The organism is Actinomadura fulvescens, from assembly GCF_039533225.1.
GTDB classification, from domain to species: domain Bacteria; phylum Actinomycetota; class Actinomycetes; order Streptosporangiales; family Streptosporangiaceae; genus Spirillospora; species Spirillospora fulvescens.
The window spans coordinates 573,868-590,766 of the sequence record NZ_BAAATD010000006.1 but is presented as its reverse complement, the minus strand read 5'-3'; the positions used below and the strand labels follow the sequence as shown (position 1 = coordinate 590,766).

The following is a 16,899-nucleotide window of genomic DNA, read 5'->3' as shown; positions in this document are numbered from 1 at the left end:
GTTCGCAGGCAAAGGGCACCCTCAGCCGCGGAGGTGCGGGATGCGGGATCACCGCGTGAGATCGGGCGAAGTCGAGCTGGCGGTACGGGAACGGGGAGCGGAGCAAGGACCGGCCGTGGTCCTGATCCACGGGTATCCCGACACCAGCGCGGTGTGGGACGAGGTGGCCGAACGGCTCGCGGCCCGGTTCCGCGTGATCGCCTACGACGTCCGCGGGGCCGGTGCCTCCACCACTCCCGAGGACCCGCTCGACTATGGGCTGGACGTGCTCATGGACGATCTCGCGGCGGTGCTCGACGCGACCGGTGCCGACGGGCCGGTGCATCTGGTCGGGCACGACTGGGGCTCGATCCAGGGCTGGGAGGCGGTGACCGGTGAGCGCCTCGCCGGCCGGATCGCCTCGTTCACCTCCATCTCGGGTCCGGCACGGCAGCACGCGCGGCAGTGGGCGCGGGAGACGGCCAGGACGGGGCCTCGCGGTGTCATGGAGGTGCTGGGACAGGCCCGCCGCAGCGCGTACATGCCGCTGCTGATGGCCCCGCGAACGGGTGAGCTGCTCGCGCGGTCCCTGCCCCTGGTGTTCGAACGGGGCATGCGGGCGCTGGAGGGCGCCGAACCGCGCCCCGGCCATCCGGCGCCGACCCTGCACCGCGACGCACTCAACGGCCTGGGGCTCTACCGCGCCAACATGGGACGGCGGAACCCGCTCGACGGCGAGGCCCGCACGGACGTGCCGGTCCAGCTGATCGTGCCGACCAGGGACCGGTACGTCATGCAGAACCTGCTGCTGTCGGCGTGCGGCAGGGCGAGCCGCTCGTACGTGCGGCGCGTTCCGGCCGGGCACTGGGTGGCGCGCAGCCATCCGGACCTGGTGACCCGGTGGATCACCGAGTTCGTCGACCACGTCGAGGGCGGGCCGGAGACACCGGACCTGCTGCGGGCCCGCGCGGCGGGCGAGCCGGGCCGGGAGTTCGGCGGGCGGCTGGTGGTCGTCACCGGCGCCGGCAGCGGGATCGGCCGCGCCACCGCGGTGGTCTTCGCGCGGGCCGGGGCGAGGGTCGTGGCCGCCGACATCGACGAGGGCGCGGCCAAGCACACGGCGGACGAGATCGCGGCGAAGGGCGGCGAGGCCCATGTCTACCGGGTCGACGTGGCCGACGCCGAGGGGATGGAGCGGTTCGCCGACTACGTGCGTGCGACGTTCGGGGTGCCGGACGTGGTCGTCAACAACGCGGGCGTCGGGATCGGCGGAGCACTGCTGGACACCGACGAGGAGGCCTGGGGGCACATCCGTTCGGTCAACCTGGACGGCGTGTACCGCGGCTGCCGGTTGTTCGGGCGGCAGATGGCCGAGCGCGGTGAGGGCGGCCACCTGGTCAACCTGGCGTCGATGGCGGCGTTCGGGCCGGGCGCGGGCATGCCCGCCTACGCGACGACCAAGGCGGCCGTGCTCCAGCTGAGCGAGTGCCTGCGCGTGGAGCTGGAGCCGGCGGGGATCGGCGTGACCGCCGTCTGCCCCGGCATGATCAACACCCCGATGAACCGCCATGTGCGGTTCGTCGGCATGGATCCCGCGGTCGCCGAGCGGCTGCGGGAGCAGTCGGCGCGGCTGTTCGAACGCCGCGGCTACTCGGCGGAACGGGTCGCGGAGGCCATCGTGCGAGCCGTTCGGCACGACCGCGCCGTGGTTCCGGTCACGGTCGAGGCCCATGCGGGCCGGGCGCTCTCCCGGGTCTCCCCGGGAGCCGTGCGTGCCCTGGCGCGCTTCGGACGCCGCGCCGGCGAACGGATCAGGCGGCGCCTCGAAGAGGAGGTTCCGGAAGACGGGACGGGACGGGTAGCCGGGAGCGGCTGACCCTGCCATCGCCGGGGCCGGTGGTGCACCGGCCCCGGCAACGGCGTGAAATCACGGCCGGTCTCTGGAACTGATCGTCGTGGACCACCGTTGAACGTCTAGAAGGTACGCGAGCCCACCATCGCCGGGCGCCGAGGGTTCATCGGGAGCACTCTCGGCGACCGGCCGATGGGGCCGGGGCACGGCGGCCTCACTCTCCCTCGCAGCCCTGATCGAGATGCCGCACGGCCCCTCGTCGTGTGCGGGCCGGCCGGCTGCCCGGCGACCACCTGCCGCCCGTTCGACGCGGCCAAGCCGGGCTGAACCGTGAAGCGGTCAAGCAGTCAAGCCGGGTTGAGCCGTGAAGAGGTGCCGACACGTACCTCGGAGTGGGAGAGCCACAACGAGGACCGACTCGGTTTCCGGAGGTAGGCAGATGAGCAGGCACCGGGCCCCGCGAGGGCCGTCCAAGCGCGCGCGCTGGTCGATCGGCATCGTGGTCGCCCTGCTCGGCCTGGGGACGGCCGGCGCTTACGCCGCCTACAGCGGGCTGGACGGCAACATCCGGCATGTGAGCGCCGACGACCTGGGCGACCGGCCGCCCAAGCGCACCAAGGCCGAGAACCTCCTCGTCGTCGGCTCGGACAGCCGCGCGGGGGCCAACGCGCGGTACGGCAGGCCGGACGGCGCCCGCACCGACACCATGATCCTTTTCCATGTGCCGGCGAACGGCCGGAACGTGCGGGCGATCAGCCTGCCTCGCGACTCGGTGGTGCGGCTGCCCGCGTGCCAGACCGCCGCCGGGATCGCGCTCCCGGCCCGGACCGGGATGATCAACTCGGCGTTCAACGAGGCCGGGCTGGCGTGCGCGTGGAAGACCGTCGAGGCGACCACCGGGGTCCGGGTCGACCACGTCCTTCAGATCGACTTCAGCGGCTTCAAGAACATGGTCGACGCCCTCGGCGGGGTGGAACTCACCGTGCCCGAGGCCATCGACGACCCAAAGTCCGGGCTCCGCCTGGCCGCCGGCCGGCAGCACCTGGACGGCGAGCAGGCCCTCGCCTACGCCCGCGCCCGCTACACCGTCGGCGACGGCTCCGACCTGTCCCGGATCAAGCGCCAGCAGCAGCTCATGAGCGCCATGGCCACGAAGGCGAAGGCGGACCTGGCCAACCCGGCCAAGCTCTACGCGTTCCTCCGGGCCGCCACCAAGTCGATCACCACCGACCCGGGGCTGGGGCTGCGGTCGATGTACGACCTGGCCCGCAGCACCGGCGACCCCGCCACGATGAAGTTCGTCACCGTGCCGGTCGAGCCGTACCCCGGGGACCAGAATCGCGTCCAGTGGTCGCGGCCGCAGGCACAGCGGCTCTTCGACAGCCTGAAATGACGGTGACGGTGACGGCCACGGCGGCGCGGGTCCTCAGGCGCGGGACGCGGCGATCAGATCCCGGTACCAGGAGTACGAGCGCTTCGGTGTGCGCCTGAGGGTCTCGTAGTCGACATGGACGAGGCCGAACCGCGGGCCGTAGCCCTCGGCCCACTCGAAGTTGTCCATGAGCGACCAGGTGTAGTAGCCGCGTACGTCCACGCCGTCGTCGACCGCGTCGCGCACGGCCTTGATGTGGGCGTCCAGGAACGCGATCCGCGCCGCGTCGTCCACGGTGCCGTCGGAGGCGACCTCATCGGGGAAGGAGCAGCCGTTCTCGGTGATGTAGATCGGCGGCAGCAGGTCCCCGTACCGTTCCCGCAGGCCGCGCAGCAGGTCGCCGAGCGCGGCGGGCACGATCGGCCAGCCCATGCCGGTGACGGCGTGGCCCTCGATCTCGGTCATCTCGAACGGCAGCTCGCCGTCGCGCGGCGGGGCGGCGAGCCGGGTGGGCTGGTAGTAGTTCACGCCGAGGAAGTCGATCGGCGCCGAGATGACCGCCAGATCCTCGTCCCTGACGAATCCCGCCGGGTCGGGGCCGCCGAGGCCGGCGAGGTCGGGATAGGCGCCGCGCAGGACGGGGTCGGTGAACAGCCCGTTCATAAGGGCGTCGAACGCCGCGGCGGCGGCCCGGTCGGCGGCGTTCGCCGGGTCGGCGGGCCACGCGGGGGAGTAGTGGTTGGTGATCCCGATCTGCCGCGCGCCGCGTGCCCGCAGCGCGGTGACGGCGAGCCCGTGGCCGAGCAGCTGGTGGTGGGCGGTGGGGAGCGCGTCCAGCATCAGCGCCTGACCCGGCGCGTACACCCCGAAGGCGTAGCCGTAGGCCATGACCACGACCGGCTCGTTGAGCGTGATCCACTTGTCGACGCGGTCGCCGAGCCGTTCGGCCACGAGGTAGGCGTACTCGGCGAACCGGTAGGCCGTGTCACGGCTCATCCAGCCGCCGGCGTCCTCCAGTGGCTGCGGCAGGTCCCAGTGGTAGAGCGTGGCGGCCGGGGAGATGCCTCGTTCCAGCAGGCCGTCGACGAGGCGTTCGTAGAAGTCCAGGCCCTTGGCGTTCACGGCCCCGCTGCCGGCGGGCTGAACGCGCGGCCAGGCGACGGAGAAGCGGTAGGAGTCGATGCCGAGACCGGCCATCAGCTCAAGGTCTTCGGGCCAGCGGTGGTAGTGGTCGCAGGCGACGTCGCCGGTGTGGCCGTCCTTCACCCGCCCCGGGGTGTGGGCGAAGGTGTCCCAGGTCGAGGGTCCGCGGCCGTCCTCGTCGACCGCTCCCTCGATCTGGTACGCGGCGGTCGCGACGCCCCACTGGAAGCCCGCTGGAAAGCCCATGTGATCCCTTTCGCGCCCAAACACGAATATCTCTCGGATTTTAGGGCCTGTACGGAGGGGATAGGAAGGCATCGCGGTGCGCCTACGGAAGGTGCCGGTCCCGAGGCCCGGCACCACGCGCGACAATGGGACGGTGACGGAGATCCGGACCCCACTGCGCCGCCGCCCCGCCCAGCGCCGTAGCGCCGAACGAGTTCAGCGCATGCTCGACGCCTGCGCCGAGATCCTCGACGAGGACGGCTACGACGGGCTCACCACGACGCGGATCGCGCAGCGCGCGGAGGTCGCGATCGGCTCGGTCTACCAGTTCTTCCCCGACAAACGGGCGGTCGCCCAGGCGCTGGCACTGCGCAACCTGGAGCTCTTCGGGCAGCGGGTCTCCAGGCAACTGGCCGAGGGCACCTTCACCAACTGGTCCGACACGGTCGGCGTGATCATCGACATCTACGTGGACATGCACCGCAAGGTGCCCGGCTTCCGGGTGCTGCGCTTCGGTGACGTGGCCGACATCAACCTGCTCGACTCCGCCGCCGACAACAACGCCGTGGTAGCCGACCGGCTCCGCAAGATGATCGTGGACAACTTCGCGGTCAGCGAGACGCCCGAGCTGGCCCGTGCCCTGGCCATCTCCGTCGAGGCCGCCGACGCCGTCCTCAAGATGGCCTTCCGCCGAAACCCCGACGGCGACCCGGAGATCCTCGCCGAGGCGGAACGCCTGATCCACGGCTATCTGGCGGCCCACATCGAGGAGACCTGATCGGGTAGATGTGGCACACTCGCCACACTCCTCCCGAAGCACAACAGAACAGGACGTCTCCCTATGGATCTCGAGAAGCTCCAGACGCAGAGCCGTTTCCTGGTACGCCAGCGTGTACGGATGATGGTCAACCAGTACGAGGTCCGCGCCGAGGCGCCGGACGGCTCCGAGGGCGAGATGGTCGCGTTCGCGCAGCAGAAGCGGCTGGCCTTCAAGGAGCAGGTGACCCTCTACTCCGATGACTCCAAGTCCCGGCCGATCCTCGGTTTCAAGGCCCGCAGCGTCATCGACGTGGGCGCGACGTACGACGTCACCGACCCCGGCGGGCCGACGATCGGCAACTTCCGCAAGGACTTCGCCAAGTCGCTCCTGAGCTCGACCTGGCATCTGGAGCAGCCCGGCCTCGGAGTGGCCACGGGCAGCGAACGCAACAAGACCGTCGCCATCGTCCGGCGGGTCTGGGAGTTCATCCCGTTCGCCAACAACATTCCCTTCGCCTGGCCCTACCACTTCGACTTCTACGCGGGTGAGCAGCTGGTCTTCTCCGTGGAGAAGAAGTTCGGACTGCGGGACCGCTACGTGGTGGACATCAAGGACCCGAGGCTCGACCGCCGCCTGGTCCTCGCGCAGGCCGTGGCCTTGGACGCCCTCCAGTCACGCTGACCCGGGGCGGCGGCGCGGGGCTCCCATTCGACGGTCCCGGCGTCGTTCCGCCGAACTTTCGGGTCTGGTGGGCGACGGCTTTACATGTTACGAAGGGATGTAAAGCGGTGGGCCGGGTCACAGAGGAGGTCCACGGCGCGCCCGCAGGAGGTTCACACGTGAGTTCCTACGACCGCTACGTCACCCCGGTGTCCCAGGAGACCTGGAATGTGCCGATGGCGGGAGACGCCCGCTTCACCTGGGAGTACGACGACGGCCGCGACCGGCTGCTGAGCCTGTACCAGAAGGGCAAGGACAAGCAGTGGGACGCGCAGAAGCGCATCGACTGGGACATCGAGGTGGACCCCGACAACGTCGCCGGGCTGCCCGAGCACTTCAACCCGCTGCTCGGTTCGGAGATCTGGGACCGGATGACGCAGAAGGAGCGCGACGAGTTCGGCCGTCACCAGGGCGCGTGGTTGTTCAGCCAGTTCCTGCACGGTGAGCAGGGCGCCCTGAACGTCTCCGCACGGATCGTCCAGTCGGTGCCCGACCTCGACTCCAAGTTCTACGCCGCCACCCAGACCATGGACGAGGCGCGGCACGTCGAGCTCTACACGAAGTTCGTGCACGAGAAGATCGGCATGTACTACCCGATCAACCAGGACCTCGCGCGGCTGCTGGCGGAGTCGCTGGAGGACTCCCGCTGGGACCTGCCCTACCTCGGCATGCAGGTCCTCATCGAGGGCCTGGCGCTCGCGGCGTTCGGGCTCTACCGGGACCTGTCGACGAACGCGCTGGTCAAGCAGCTGCTCGCGTACGTCATGCAGGACGAGGCGCGGCACGTCGCGTTCGGCCGGCTCGCGCTCAAGGACTACTACGCCGAGCTCACCGAGAAGGAACGCGCCGAACGCGAGGAGTTCGTCGTCGAGGGCTGCTATCTGATGCGCGACCGCTTCAAGGGCCGCGAGATCTTCGAGCAGCTCGACATGCCCGTCGACAAGTGCATGGAATACGTCGACAACTCCGAGATGCAGTCGCTCTACCAGTCCCTGCTCTTCAGCCGGATCGTCCCGTGTGTGAAGGACGTCGGGCTCTGGGGTGACAAGGTGCAGGCCGCCTACGCGGACATGGGCGTGCTCGACAACGCCAAGGCCGACCTGGAGGCGCTCATGCGCCAGGACGAGGAGATCGCCGAGCAGGTCGACGAGGAGCGCCACGCGCAGGAGCTCGCCGCCCGCAAGGACGAGGTCGACGAGGCGATCGCCATGGGCGGTACTTCCGAATAACTGGGTTCGGTAAAAGCGAGGTCGTCCCGGAGTCGGTTCGGGGCGACCTCGCTTTGCCGTCGCAGGTAATCGCAGCGTCGGCGACGATCCAAGCCGTAGTCATGAGTGGGTATTCATGTCGGGACATGTCGGCCGATCGGAATGGCGTCGATCCATTCTCGCGGATTTTTATAGCGCGGCTCAATTCCTTCGAGAATTCACGGTGCGGCCACCGGGCCTGTACTAACGTCCCCGCTCGACGGTGCGGCGGAAGCCGGTAAGGATCACCGGCTTCCGCCGCGCCCGCACGTGCAGGGTCACAACGTCGAATCCCGGGGGGAAGAATGAATCGATCTGCCAGAAACCTGGTGCGGGCCTCCGTGCTCGCTCCGGTGGCCGTGGCGGTGGGCATCGGGTCCGTTCCGGCCCACGCGAACGAAGGCCCGGTCGCCCAGCTGCTCAACAACACCGTCGGCCAGGTGGCACCGCCGCAGGCGGCGCCCGTCCTGGAGCCGCTGACCGGACTCGGCGCCTCCGGCAAGAACGGCGCGCTCCCGGCCGGCAAGACCGCGCCGAACGGTCAGGGCGCGCAGAGCGGCCAGGGCGCCCAAGGCGGTCACCATGCCAAGGGCGGCACACGGGGCACCGCCGGCCGGCCCGGCGAGAAGGCGCTCAGGGTCCCCGGCGCCGGCTGCGCCCAGGGCGGCGGCGGCCCGATCCGCGGCGCCACCGGCATCGTGAGGAACGGGCCGGCGGGCGCGCTGGCGTCCAAGGTCGCCGGTGCGCGGTCGGCGGGGCAGCGGGCCGCGTCCGCCGATCCCGGAACGGGCATCGCGCTGAGCAAGCAGGTCCGCGGGCCGCTCGGCGGCACGACCAACGCCGCGGCGAGCGTCGGCAGCGCTCCCAAGCTCGCGGGTCCCGGCGGCGACTCGGGCGTCGTCGGCTGCCTGCGGCTGAAGGAGACCGTCGCCGAGGCCACCGAGGTCGCCGGCACGCTGCCCGTCGGCGAGGTCACCCATGACCTGCCGGTCAGCGGCGTCGCCAGGAGCGTGCCGGTCGGGGACGTCACCAAGAGCGTGCCGGTCGGGGACGTCACGGGCGTCCTCCCCGTGGGCAAGGTGGCCGGCGGTCTTCAGTCCGCGCGGCGGGCGCGTGACGGTCAGTCCGATCCCGTCACGAACCTCCTCGGCGCCGTCACCGGTGCCACCTCGGGCACCCTTCCGCAGGGAGCTCCGGCCGTCCCGGGTCTCGGCGACCCGCAGCGCCTGCTCAACGGGCCGACGTCCAGGATCGGCCGGATCGGCGGTGTGCCGGCTGAGGTGTCCGCTCGCGCCGCAGACGGGCCGCCGCCCGCGCCCGGCGCCAGCGGTGGGCCGGCCTCGTCCGGTGTTCCCGGCGAGGGCGCCGCAGCGGACGAAGGAGGCCTGAGCGGCCTGTTCGGGGGCCTGCCAGGGCTGCAAGGCCTGCCCCTCAACGCGGTGAAGCTTCCGAACGTCCGGTCGAACCCCTCCAAGCCCGGCTCCGCGCAGCAGGAGGCGGTCGACCTCGACAACCACTGACGGTCGATTCCGGCACGCGAACGGGGCGTCCGGGGTGCTCACGGCACCCTCGGGGCGCCCCGTTCGCGTACCCGGGGGCGGTGTGCCGGACGGTCGTTATCGTGCCGAGATCGGCTTTTCGTGATCCAGTAAAGACGATCTTCGGTTTTCTTGACGCGCTGTGTCTGATTCACTTCGGAGTGACAAAAACGGCGTGACAAACCCCACAATGAGCCAAGTTTTGGCCAAGTTAGCGAGATAGGCAACGTACGGTCTGGGACTTGTGCGCGATACCCGGGCAGCGAACTGAGAGCTCGCGGGGTCCGCACCAGCCGGACGCCAGTACCGCGATGAAGCGGAGCGCCATCAGAGCGCACAGCGGCGGGAACCCTCGGGGTCGTTTCCCCTGGAGGGTCGTCCCGCGGGCGGCGATGAATTCGGGCCTGCCGACGGAAGGCGCCTGAACGGCCGCGAGTAACGGCGGTGAGTCGACACGCCGGGCGTCCGGGGCCCTGTCCCCGACCAAAGGACTCCTCTGTGGGTAGCCCTGCGCAACCTCGTCCTCGATTCCGTCTTCGCACCATCCTGATCGCCTCCGGCGTCGCCGTGGCGGTCCTCGCGGCAGGAGGCTGGGCCGCCTTCGCCGCCGGTGGAGATCCGAAGCCCGTCCGGTCCGCCCAGTCCGCGCCCCAGTCGTTCGCCCCTCAGGCGGACCCCCCGCGGGCCACCCCCACCCGGGCCAGCCGAGGCGGCGCCCGGGAGGCCACCCCCACGCCGAAGCCCAAGACCGTCAGGCCGTCGGCGAAGCCCAAGCCCGCGAAGTCCCGGTTCAAGGTGATCGGCTCGGGCTCCTGCGAGGCCTCGTACTACTGGGAGAGCCAGCCGACGGCCAGCGGTGAGCGGTTCGATCCCAGCGAGCTCACCGCCGCGCACAAGACCCTGCCGATGGGTTCCAAGGTCCGCGTGACCAACAAGAACAACGGCAAGGCGGTGGTCGTGCGCATCAACGACCGCGGACCGTACGTGGGCGGCCGCTGCCTGGACCTGTCCAAGGCCGCGATGGCCGAGGTCGGTGGCACCGGAGCGGGCGTCATCCCGGTCCGTTACCAGGTCCTGGCCCGTCGCTGAGCGACGTCTTCCGGCCTGATCAGGGCACCCTGGACCATGCGTGCCCGATCAGGCGCGGCGACCGGCGCTGCCGGCGGCCTCCAGCCCCGAGCCTTCGAGATGGAGGGGCACCGGTCCCTGCGCGGGTCGGTGCTCCGTCTGCGCGGCGGTGGGGGGCGCGGCCTGCGGCGCCAGGACGGCCTGTGGCGGGCCCACCGTGGCGAGCCGTTCGCGGAACCAGTCGGAGAGGGCGCCGTCGGCGCGTACCGCCTCGATGGTCGGCGGCAGCGGCTGGGTGCCCGGCCCTGCCGCCAGCTGGTGGCCCATGCGGAGCGTCGCGGAGTCGACGGTCTCGGCACCGTGCAGCTTGAGCCGGTCACGCAGCGCGGTGATCTCGCTATGAGGCACCAGACGGTCTTTGGCGCCCGCGACGAGCAGCAGCGCGGCGCCGCGGCCGGAGATGTCGCCGGCGCAAGCGGCGAGGTCGAGCCGGGCGGCGAGGTCGTGTGCGCGGGCGGACCAGGCTCGTTCGCGCCCGGACCGCTTTTCGAGGGCGCGCGCGGCTCCGGCCGGGGCGATCACCGGCGCGACCACCGCGGCGGCGCTCACCGGCACGACACCCCGCGCCAGCGCCAGCAGTGCCGCGGTGCCACCGGCGGAGAAGCCCGTCAGTCCGATCGGTCCGTCGTCGAGCCCGAGGTCACGGCGGAGGGCCGCGAGCACGGCCGGCAGGCGCGCGACCGCCCGTTCGACGACGGTGGCGTATCGCTCGATGCCCGCCTCGTCGAGCAGGTCGCCCGAGGTGAGCCCGGCCGGCGGCTCGCCGTCCGGAGCCGGTAGCTCCAGGTAGACGCGCCAGGTCGGCACGCCGGTCAGCGGCACGGCCGCGGCGAACGCGGCGGCCGCCCGGGGCGGATCGAAGCCGGGCCAGCCGATGATGAGCCGGGTGGGGCCCGCCGGGCGCGCGTCGACGGCGGTCGGAGGCAACGCGAGGTACGCGGTGCCCGCCGCGGTCCCGGAAACGGGCCGGATCGGCAGGCGGGTGCGGGTGGTGCTTGTCGGACGTTCGCCGGTCATGCCTGTGTCAGCTCCCCGTGCTCGACGCTGGGGAGACCACGCCAGGCAGGAGCGGCGCTCCCCTGCGCGTGCACGGGTCTCGAAAGCCATGTTTGCAGCGAGCACCCGGAAACGCGCCCAAATCACCGCCTTTGGCATGGCAGAGAACCCTGACCAGCGGTAACCAGATCCCGTCCACGAAGAAAGCCATCAGACCGTACGGCCGGGAAAGAGCGTCTCGCGCCGGATGATCTTGCCGTCCCGGACGTGGTGCCAGTCGGTGAAGCGCAACCGGACCTCCTCCCCGTCGCGGAGGCGCCCCTCGAACCTGCCGCGTACCGCCACCCAGTCGTCACCAGACAGCACCTGGTCGAGCCGGTGCGCGCCATCCGCGATGACACGGCCGGACTCGTAGAACGCCCGCAGCGCGGGAAGGCCGACGATGGTGGGGGTGCCCTGCCGTTCGTACTCGATGTCGTCGTGGAAGAGTGCCAGCAGCGCCTCCAGGTGCCCGGCGTCCACATGGTCGTAGTAGCTCCGGACGAGGGTCTCAAGGCTTTCGCGGGTGATGCTCCGCTGCATCGCGGCTCCTGGGAACTAGACGGGCAAATGGGGTCAAAGGGATGCGAAACGCTACGCGGGATCATCGCCTGTCGACTCTCGTCTGACCGCCTCCGGTCAGCCCGGCTCATGGGCGGTATGGATGGCGGCCTGGGGTGGTTCCCATTGATTCGAGGTGATCCGGGTCATGTGCGGCTGCGGGAACAACCTCGGCCTGCGGCACGTCGTAGGTAGTCGTGGGCGCCGCGGGGGCGCGCCCTGGTTCGTGTGAAGTAGGAGTGCCCTGTGAACAAGAAGCGCAGTGCGGCAGCGGCCGGCCAGGCCTGGCAGATCTACAGCGAGACGCTCCAGCCCGACGCCCCGGGCCTGTTCGAGCGCGTCCGTGCGGTGCCGCGCATGGTCAAGTCGGTGCTGCGCGGCGACTACAAGGGCATGTCGTACGGGACGCTCGGCCTGCTGGCCCTCGGTCTGATCTACATCGTCTCGCCGATCGACGCCATCCCCGAGGTCCTGCCGGTCATCGGCATCGCCGACGACACCGGCGTCGCCCTGTGGCTGCTCGCGCTGCTGGTCAAGTCCGCGGGAGACTTCGTCACCTGGGAACGCGGCGGCCGTCCCACCGTCGTCGTGGGCGAAGTCATCGACTGACCCGCCGCCGCCGCCGTCCGCCCGTCCGTGAGCGTGCCCGTCCGTTCATGGGTTCGCCCGCCGTTCGTGTGCCCTCCCGTTCGTGGGGTTGGCCCGCTGTCTGCGAGCGTGCCGGTCCGTTCGTGGGTCGGCCCGCCGTTCGTGAGGGTGCCCGCACGTACGTGGGTTTGCTCGCCGTTCGGGAGCGTGTCCGCACGTACGTGGGTTGGCCCGCCGTCTGTGAGCGTGCCCTCCCGTTCATGAGGGTGGCCCGCTGACTGTGAGCGTGCCCGCCCGTTCATGGGTCACCCGCCGTTCGTGAGGGTGCCCGCACGTACGTGGGTTGCCCGCCATTCGTGAGCGTGGCCGTCCGTTCGTGGGGTTGGCCCGCTGACTGTGAGCGTGCCGGTCCGTTCGTGGGACGGCCCGCTCTCTGTGAGGGTGCCCGCACGTACGTGGGTTTGCTCGCCGTTCGCGAGCGTGCCCGTCCGTGGGTGGGGTCGGCCCGCTGTCCGTGAGCGTGTCCGCCGTGGCGTCAGGAGGCGGCGGGTCTCAGGTCGGTGGTGAAGCGCGCCGCCGCGTCCTGCATGACGGGGACGATCTCGGTGACCGTCTCGGCGGTCATGCGGGCCGAGGGGCCGGAGACGGAGATGGCGGTCAGCGTGGGGGCCTCGGGTAGTGCGACGGCCACACAGCGGACGCCGATCTCCTGTTCCTCGTCGTCCAGCGCGTAGCCCTGGGCGCGGATGCGGGCCAGTTCGTCGACCAGGGAGTCAGGGTCGGTGAAGGTGTGGGGCGTCTGTGCGGCCATGCCCGTACGGGCGAGGATGTCGCGGACCTTCGGCTCGGGGAGCTGGGCGAGGAGGGCCTTCCCGACGCCGGTGCAGTGGGGCTGGACCCGGCGGCCCACTTCGGTGAACATCCGCATGGAGTGCCGGGATGGCACCTGCGCGACGTACACCGCCTCGTCGCCTTCGAGCACGGCCATGTTGGCGGTCTCGCCGATGGCGTCCACAAGCTCGGCCAGCGTGGGGCGCGCCCACGCGCCCAGCAGACGGCCCGCGCCCTCGCCGAGACGGATGAGGCGCGGCCCGAGGGCGTAGCGCTTGGAGGGCTCCTGCCGTACGTACCCGCGGTTCACCAGGGTGCGCATCAGCCGGTAGATCGTCGGCATCGGCAGTCCCGAGACCTCCGTCAGCTCCGACAGGGCCATCTCGCCCCCGGCGTCCGCCAGATGCTCCAGCAGCTCGAAGGCACGTTCCAGCGACCGTACGGCCTCCGCCACCGGGGTCTCCTCTCTCCGCGGGCCTCCGATTGTACGGAGAAACGATTTCACTGTGCGAAAGCGGGGCCTTTGACGTTAACAGTGCCGCTGACGTGGCAATACTCACTACGTCCGGTGCCGAACGGTGCCATTCCCCCCGACACGAGCGCATGACGGAGAGGGGAACAGGTGCCTACGGGGGGCCGGATCGCACGGCGGCGCTGGGGGGTGGCCGCGCTCAGCGGCGCGCTCGCCCTGTCGCCGGTGGTCCTCTTTTCTTCGTCGTCCCAGGCCGCCGAGGTGCGGATGACGACCATGGTGACGCCCGTCGGCAGGTCCGCGCTCGGCACCGATCTGCTCCGTACCTACGAGGTGGAGGTGCGCACGAGCGGGGGAGTCGCGCGCGCGGCCTCGTTGAGGCTCATCGCCCAGCGACCGCTGGTCTGGGCCGTGCACCCGGCCGGGTGCGTGTCCGGACGTGCCGGGCACCGGCTGCGGTGCTCGCTGGGCGACGTCGCCCGGTCCGAGAGGCTTCTGGTCGGTGTCCGCTACCCGGCGGCGACGCGTTCCAGGCGTGTGCCGCGCATCGTGGCGGTCGCGGGGGCCGCCAATGTGACCCGTGAGGCCACGCTCGCCGTCAAGGTGCCGTCCGGATCGGTGACCCGGCGCCCGGATCGGGGCAAGCCTCCGGCTGCACCTGACCCGTCCAAGGCGCCCGGTCGCAAGGGCGGGCCAGGCCCGTCCGGCAGTCCCGGCGCGACCGCCGAGACGGGGTCGGGGACGGCGGGTGCGAGCGCCAGCACGCGGCCGGGCCAGGGGTCGAACCGGAAGGCTCCGAACCGGAAGGTGCCCAAAATGAAGCTCCCGAGCCTGAAGCCGGCTCGGCCGCCCTCGCAGCACAGGCCCGAACGGCCGCCGGCCGCTCCGTTGAATCCGGTCGTGCCCGCGCCTCAGCTTCCTGCGCCCCAATTTCCTGTGCCTCAGGCTCCCCCGCTTCCTGCCATGCCGGCGCCTTCGGGTGCGGCGGAGCGCGTTCCGCAGATGGGGACCGCGCCGCGGCCGGGCGTGCTGCCCATGCCGAGCCCGTCGGTCCTGCCGTCGCTCCCAGCTCCCGCTCCCGCGCAGACCGCCGGGCGGGCGGCGGACGCCGCGCAGCTGACCATGATCTCGCCCAGCGGCTCGGAAGAGCGTGAGGGGACCTCCTGGACCGTCGTTCTCGGGATGGTGCTCGTCGGCGAGGTGGCGCTGCTGTGGCTGGTCGCGTGCCTGAGCGTCCTGCGCCGCCGCATCGTGGTCCGGCGTCAGGGCGCCCACCGCCGCGTATAGGGCCGAAGGCGGGCCGTGCCAAATCGGTGATCACTCACTAGGCTGGACGCCATTCTCTTGATCGTCGGCAACGGTGGCGGGACGGGTCATTCGCCCAGATTTGGCCCATTGTCACCGCGGTGACAAAATCAGCGGAATGTTATGTGTCCGCGAGCTAAAGCACCCCATGCTTACCTTCCGGTAGCTTCACGCTGCACGATCAATGCCGTGTGCCGGGGGCGCCGACCGTCGTCCGGCCATCGCGCTCACGTCCGCCGACCGCGCCCACACCCCACGACGGCGCCGCGAAGCCCTTCCCCCGGGAGATGGATCTATGGCACTGGGCTCTCTGCTTCCCGAACTCGGGCCCGGAGGAACCGGCCGTACGCCGCTGATCGAGCGCGTCGCCCAGTGGGCGGCGGAGAAGCCGGAGGCGCCGGCCTTCACTTTCGTGGACTATGCCCTCGACCCCTCCGGGGCCAAGATCACGCTCACCTGGGACGAGACGCACCGGCGCGCGCGGGCGATGGCGGCCCGGCTGCGGCAGTCCACCGAGCCGGGCGAACGGGCCGCGCTGCTGCTGCCGCAGACGCTCGAATACATGATGACGATGCTCGGCGCGCTCTACTCGCACGTCGTGGCGGTGCCGCTCTTCTCGCCGGACCTGCCCGGGCACGCGGACCGGCTGATCGGGGCCTACCGGGACGCCGAGCCCGCGGTCATCGTCACCACGCGCAGCGCGCTGCCGCACGTCGAGAAGTTCCTGGCCGACCAGGACGTGCCGCAGCCGAATGAGATCATCTTCGCGGAGGAGGTCGACGAGGAGCTCGCCGGCCAGTGGCGCGACGAGCCGATCGGCTTCGACGACCTCGCGTACCTCCAGTACACCTCCGGCTCCACCCGCCGTCCGGCGGGCGTCCAGATCACGCACGGGAACGTGACGGCGAACGCGGCGCAGCTGTGGGCCGGCTGGGCGCCGGAGAAGCCGAACCCCGAACTGGTCAGCTGGCTGCCGCTCTTCCACGACATGGGCCTCATCGCGACGATGGCGCTGCCGCTGGTGAACGGCGACCACGCGATCTACACCGATCCGGTGTCGTTCATCATGAAACCGATGCGCTGGATGGAGCTCATCGCCGAGCGGCCCAGCAAGAACGTCTACACGGCCGGGCCCAACTTCGCCTACGAGTACGTCGCGTCCATGGCCACGCCGGAGAAGGTCGCCCGGCTGGACCTCACCGGGCTGACGGCCTGCCTGAACGGTGCCGAGCCGATCCGTCCCTCGACCTTGTCGACGTTCGCCGAGAAGTTCGCGCCCGCCGGGCTGCGTCCTGGCGCGCAGGTACCGGGCTACGGGCTGGCCGAGGCGACCGTCTTCGTCTCCGCGGACGGGGACGACGTGCCGCCCAAGGCCATTGAGGCGGACCGGGCCGCGCTGACCCTGGGCGAATTGCGGCTTTACGACGCGGAAGCGGACGGCGGCGACGCGGAGGGCCGTGCCGACCGGGTCAGCACGCTGGTGTCCTGCGGCCGCGCGGTCGGGCAGATCGTGGCGATCGTCGACCCCGAGACGCGGACCGAGCGGCCCGACGGCCGGGTGGGTGAGATCTGGGTGCACGGCCCCAACACCGCCCCCGGTTACTGGCGCAACTCCGAGCGCAGCCAGGACACGTTCGGCGGCGAACTGGCCGAGCCCGGCGACCTGCCCGCCGGCCCGTGGATGAGGACCGGCGACTACGGTGTGATCCACGAGGGCGACCTCTACGTCACGGGCCGCATCAAGGACCTCATCATCGTCGACGGGCGCAACCACTATCCGCAGGACATCGAGGTCACCACGGAGGAGGCGCATCCGGCCGTCCGGACCGACCACGTCGCCGCGTTCGCCGTCCAGGGCGACGACACCGAGCTCCTCGTGGTGGTCGCCGAGCGCAACCGGCGGGTGCCGCTGGCCCGGCTCGACCTCGCCGAGGTCGAGAGCGCGGTGCGCAGTGCCATCAACATCGAGCACGAGATGAGCGTGCACAGGTTCGTGCTGGTCGAGCCGGGCGCGATCGCCCGTACCTCCAGCGGGAAGATCGCCCGGTCCGCGACCCGCCAGCGGTTCGAGGCCGGGGAACTGGCGACGACGGAGGCCCGGCTGGCGGCACGGGGAAGCGCCGGACGCGGGTAGCGCCGGACC

General features: G+C 71.1%; 14 protein-coding genes. 10 read left to right on the top strand and 4 right to left on the bottom strand.

Annotated elements, in window-relative coordinates; genetic code table 11:
- Positions 1-55 precede the first annotated feature (55 nt).
- Positions 56-1,855 (top strand): SDR family oxidoreductase, encoded by a 1,800-nt coding sequence (locus ABD333_RS25020; protein WP_344544669.1) that lies wholly within the window; start codon positions 56-58, stop codon positions 1,853-1,855.
- A gap of 415 nt (positions 1,856-2,270) precedes the next feature.
- Positions 2,271-3,224 (top strand): LCP family protein, encoded by a 954-nt coding sequence (locus tag ABD333_RS25015; protein ID WP_344544667.1) that lies wholly within the window; start codon positions 2,271-2,273, stop codon positions 3,222-3,224.
- Between the two features lie 33 nt (positions 3,225-3,257).
- Here ABD333_RS25015 and ABD333_RS25010 read toward each other — a convergent pair whose 3' ends face one another.
- Positions 3,258-4,592, bottom strand: a complete 1,335-nt coding sequence (locus ABD333_RS25010; protein ID WP_344544665.1) for a GH1 family beta-glucosidase — start codon at positions 4,590-4,592, stop codon at positions 3,258-3,260.
- A 133-nt stretch (positions 4,593-4,725) separates the two neighbouring features.
- Here ABD333_RS25010 and ABD333_RS25005 point away from each other — a divergent pair, with 133 nt between their 5' ends.
- The 5 genes from ABD333_RS25005 (at position 4,726) to ABD333_RS24985 (ending at position 9,925) form a co-directional block, all read left to right on the top strand.
- Complete coding sequence (locus ABD333_RS25005; protein ID WP_344544664.1) at positions 4,726-5,349, top strand: TetR/AcrR family transcriptional regulator; 624 nt, start codon at positions 4,726-4,728, stop codon at positions 5,347-5,349.
- Between the two features lie 63 nt (positions 5,350-5,412).
- On the top strand, positions 5,413-6,012 hold the full coding sequence (locus tag ABD333_RS25000; protein WP_344544663.1) for an LURP-one-related family protein: 600 nt from the start codon (positions 5,413-5,415) through the stop codon (positions 6,010-6,012).
- Positions 6,013-6,170: 158 nt separating this feature from the next.
- The gene (locus ABD333_RS24995) at positions 6,171-7,280 is read left to right on the top strand and encodes a ferritin-like domain-containing protein (protein WP_344544662.1); all 1,110 of its coding nucleotides are present in this window, start codon (positions 6,171-6,173) and stop codon (positions 7,278-7,280) included.
- A 323-nt stretch (positions 7,281-7,603) separates the two neighbouring features.
- A complete protein-coding gene (locus tag ABD333_RS24990; RefSeq protein ID WP_344544661.1) occupies positions 7,604-8,818 on the top strand; it encodes a hypothetical protein in 1,215 nt (404 codons plus the stop codon).
- Positions 8,819-9,334: 516 nt separating this feature from the next.
- Complete coding sequence (locus tag ABD333_RS24985; RefSeq protein ID WP_344544659.1) at positions 9,335-9,925, top strand: septal ring lytic transglycosylase RlpA family protein; 591 nt, start codon at positions 9,335-9,337, stop codon at positions 9,923-9,925.
- Between the two features lie 48 nt (positions 9,926-9,973).
- On the opposite strand, the gene ABD333_RS24980 is transcribed toward ABD333_RS24985, so the two are convergent.
- Positions 9,974-10,981: an alpha/beta hydrolase gene (locus ABD333_RS24980; RefSeq protein WP_344544657.1), complete on the bottom strand. Its 1,008-nt coding sequence runs from the start codon at positions 10,979-10,981 to the stop codon at positions 9,974-9,976.
- A gap of 189 nt (positions 10,982-11,170) precedes the next feature.
- Positions 11,171-11,542 (bottom strand): nuclear transport factor 2 family protein, encoded by a 372-nt coding sequence (locus tag ABD333_RS24975; RefSeq protein WP_344544655.1) that lies wholly within the window; start codon positions 11,540-11,542, stop codon positions 11,171-11,173.
- Positions 11,543-11,806: 264 nt separating this feature from the next.
- Between ABD333_RS24975 and ABD333_RS24970 the strand changes: the two genes are divergently transcribed.
- Positions 11,807-12,169 (top strand): YkvA family protein, encoded by a 363-nt coding sequence (locus ABD333_RS24970; RefSeq protein WP_344544653.1) that lies wholly within the window; start codon positions 11,807-11,809, stop codon positions 12,167-12,169.
- Between the two features lie 514 nt (positions 12,170-12,683).
- Here ABD333_RS24970 and ABD333_RS24965 read toward each other — a convergent pair.
- On the bottom strand, positions 12,684-13,433 hold the full coding sequence (locus tag ABD333_RS24965; protein WP_344544652.1) for an IclR family transcriptional regulator: 750 nt from the start codon (positions 13,431-13,433) through the stop codon (positions 12,684-12,686).
- A 168-nt stretch (positions 13,434-13,601) separates the two neighbouring features.
- Between ABD333_RS24965 and ABD333_RS24960 the strand changes: the two genes are divergently transcribed.
- Together ABD333_RS24960 and ABD333_RS24955 are read left to right on the top strand one after the other, a co-directional pair.
- The gene (locus ABD333_RS24960; RefSeq protein WP_344544650.1) at positions 13,602-14,738 is read left to right on the top strand and encodes a hypothetical protein; all 1,137 of its coding nucleotides are present in this window, start codon (positions 13,602-13,604) and stop codon (positions 14,736-14,738) included.
- Between the two features lie 313 nt (positions 14,739-15,051).
- Entirely contained in the window at positions 15,052-16,890 is a 1,839-nt protein-coding gene (locus ABD333_RS24955; RefSeq protein ID WP_344544648.1) for a fatty acyl-AMP ligase, read from the top strand.
- The last annotated feature ends 9 nt before the right edge of the window (positions 16,891-16,899 follow it).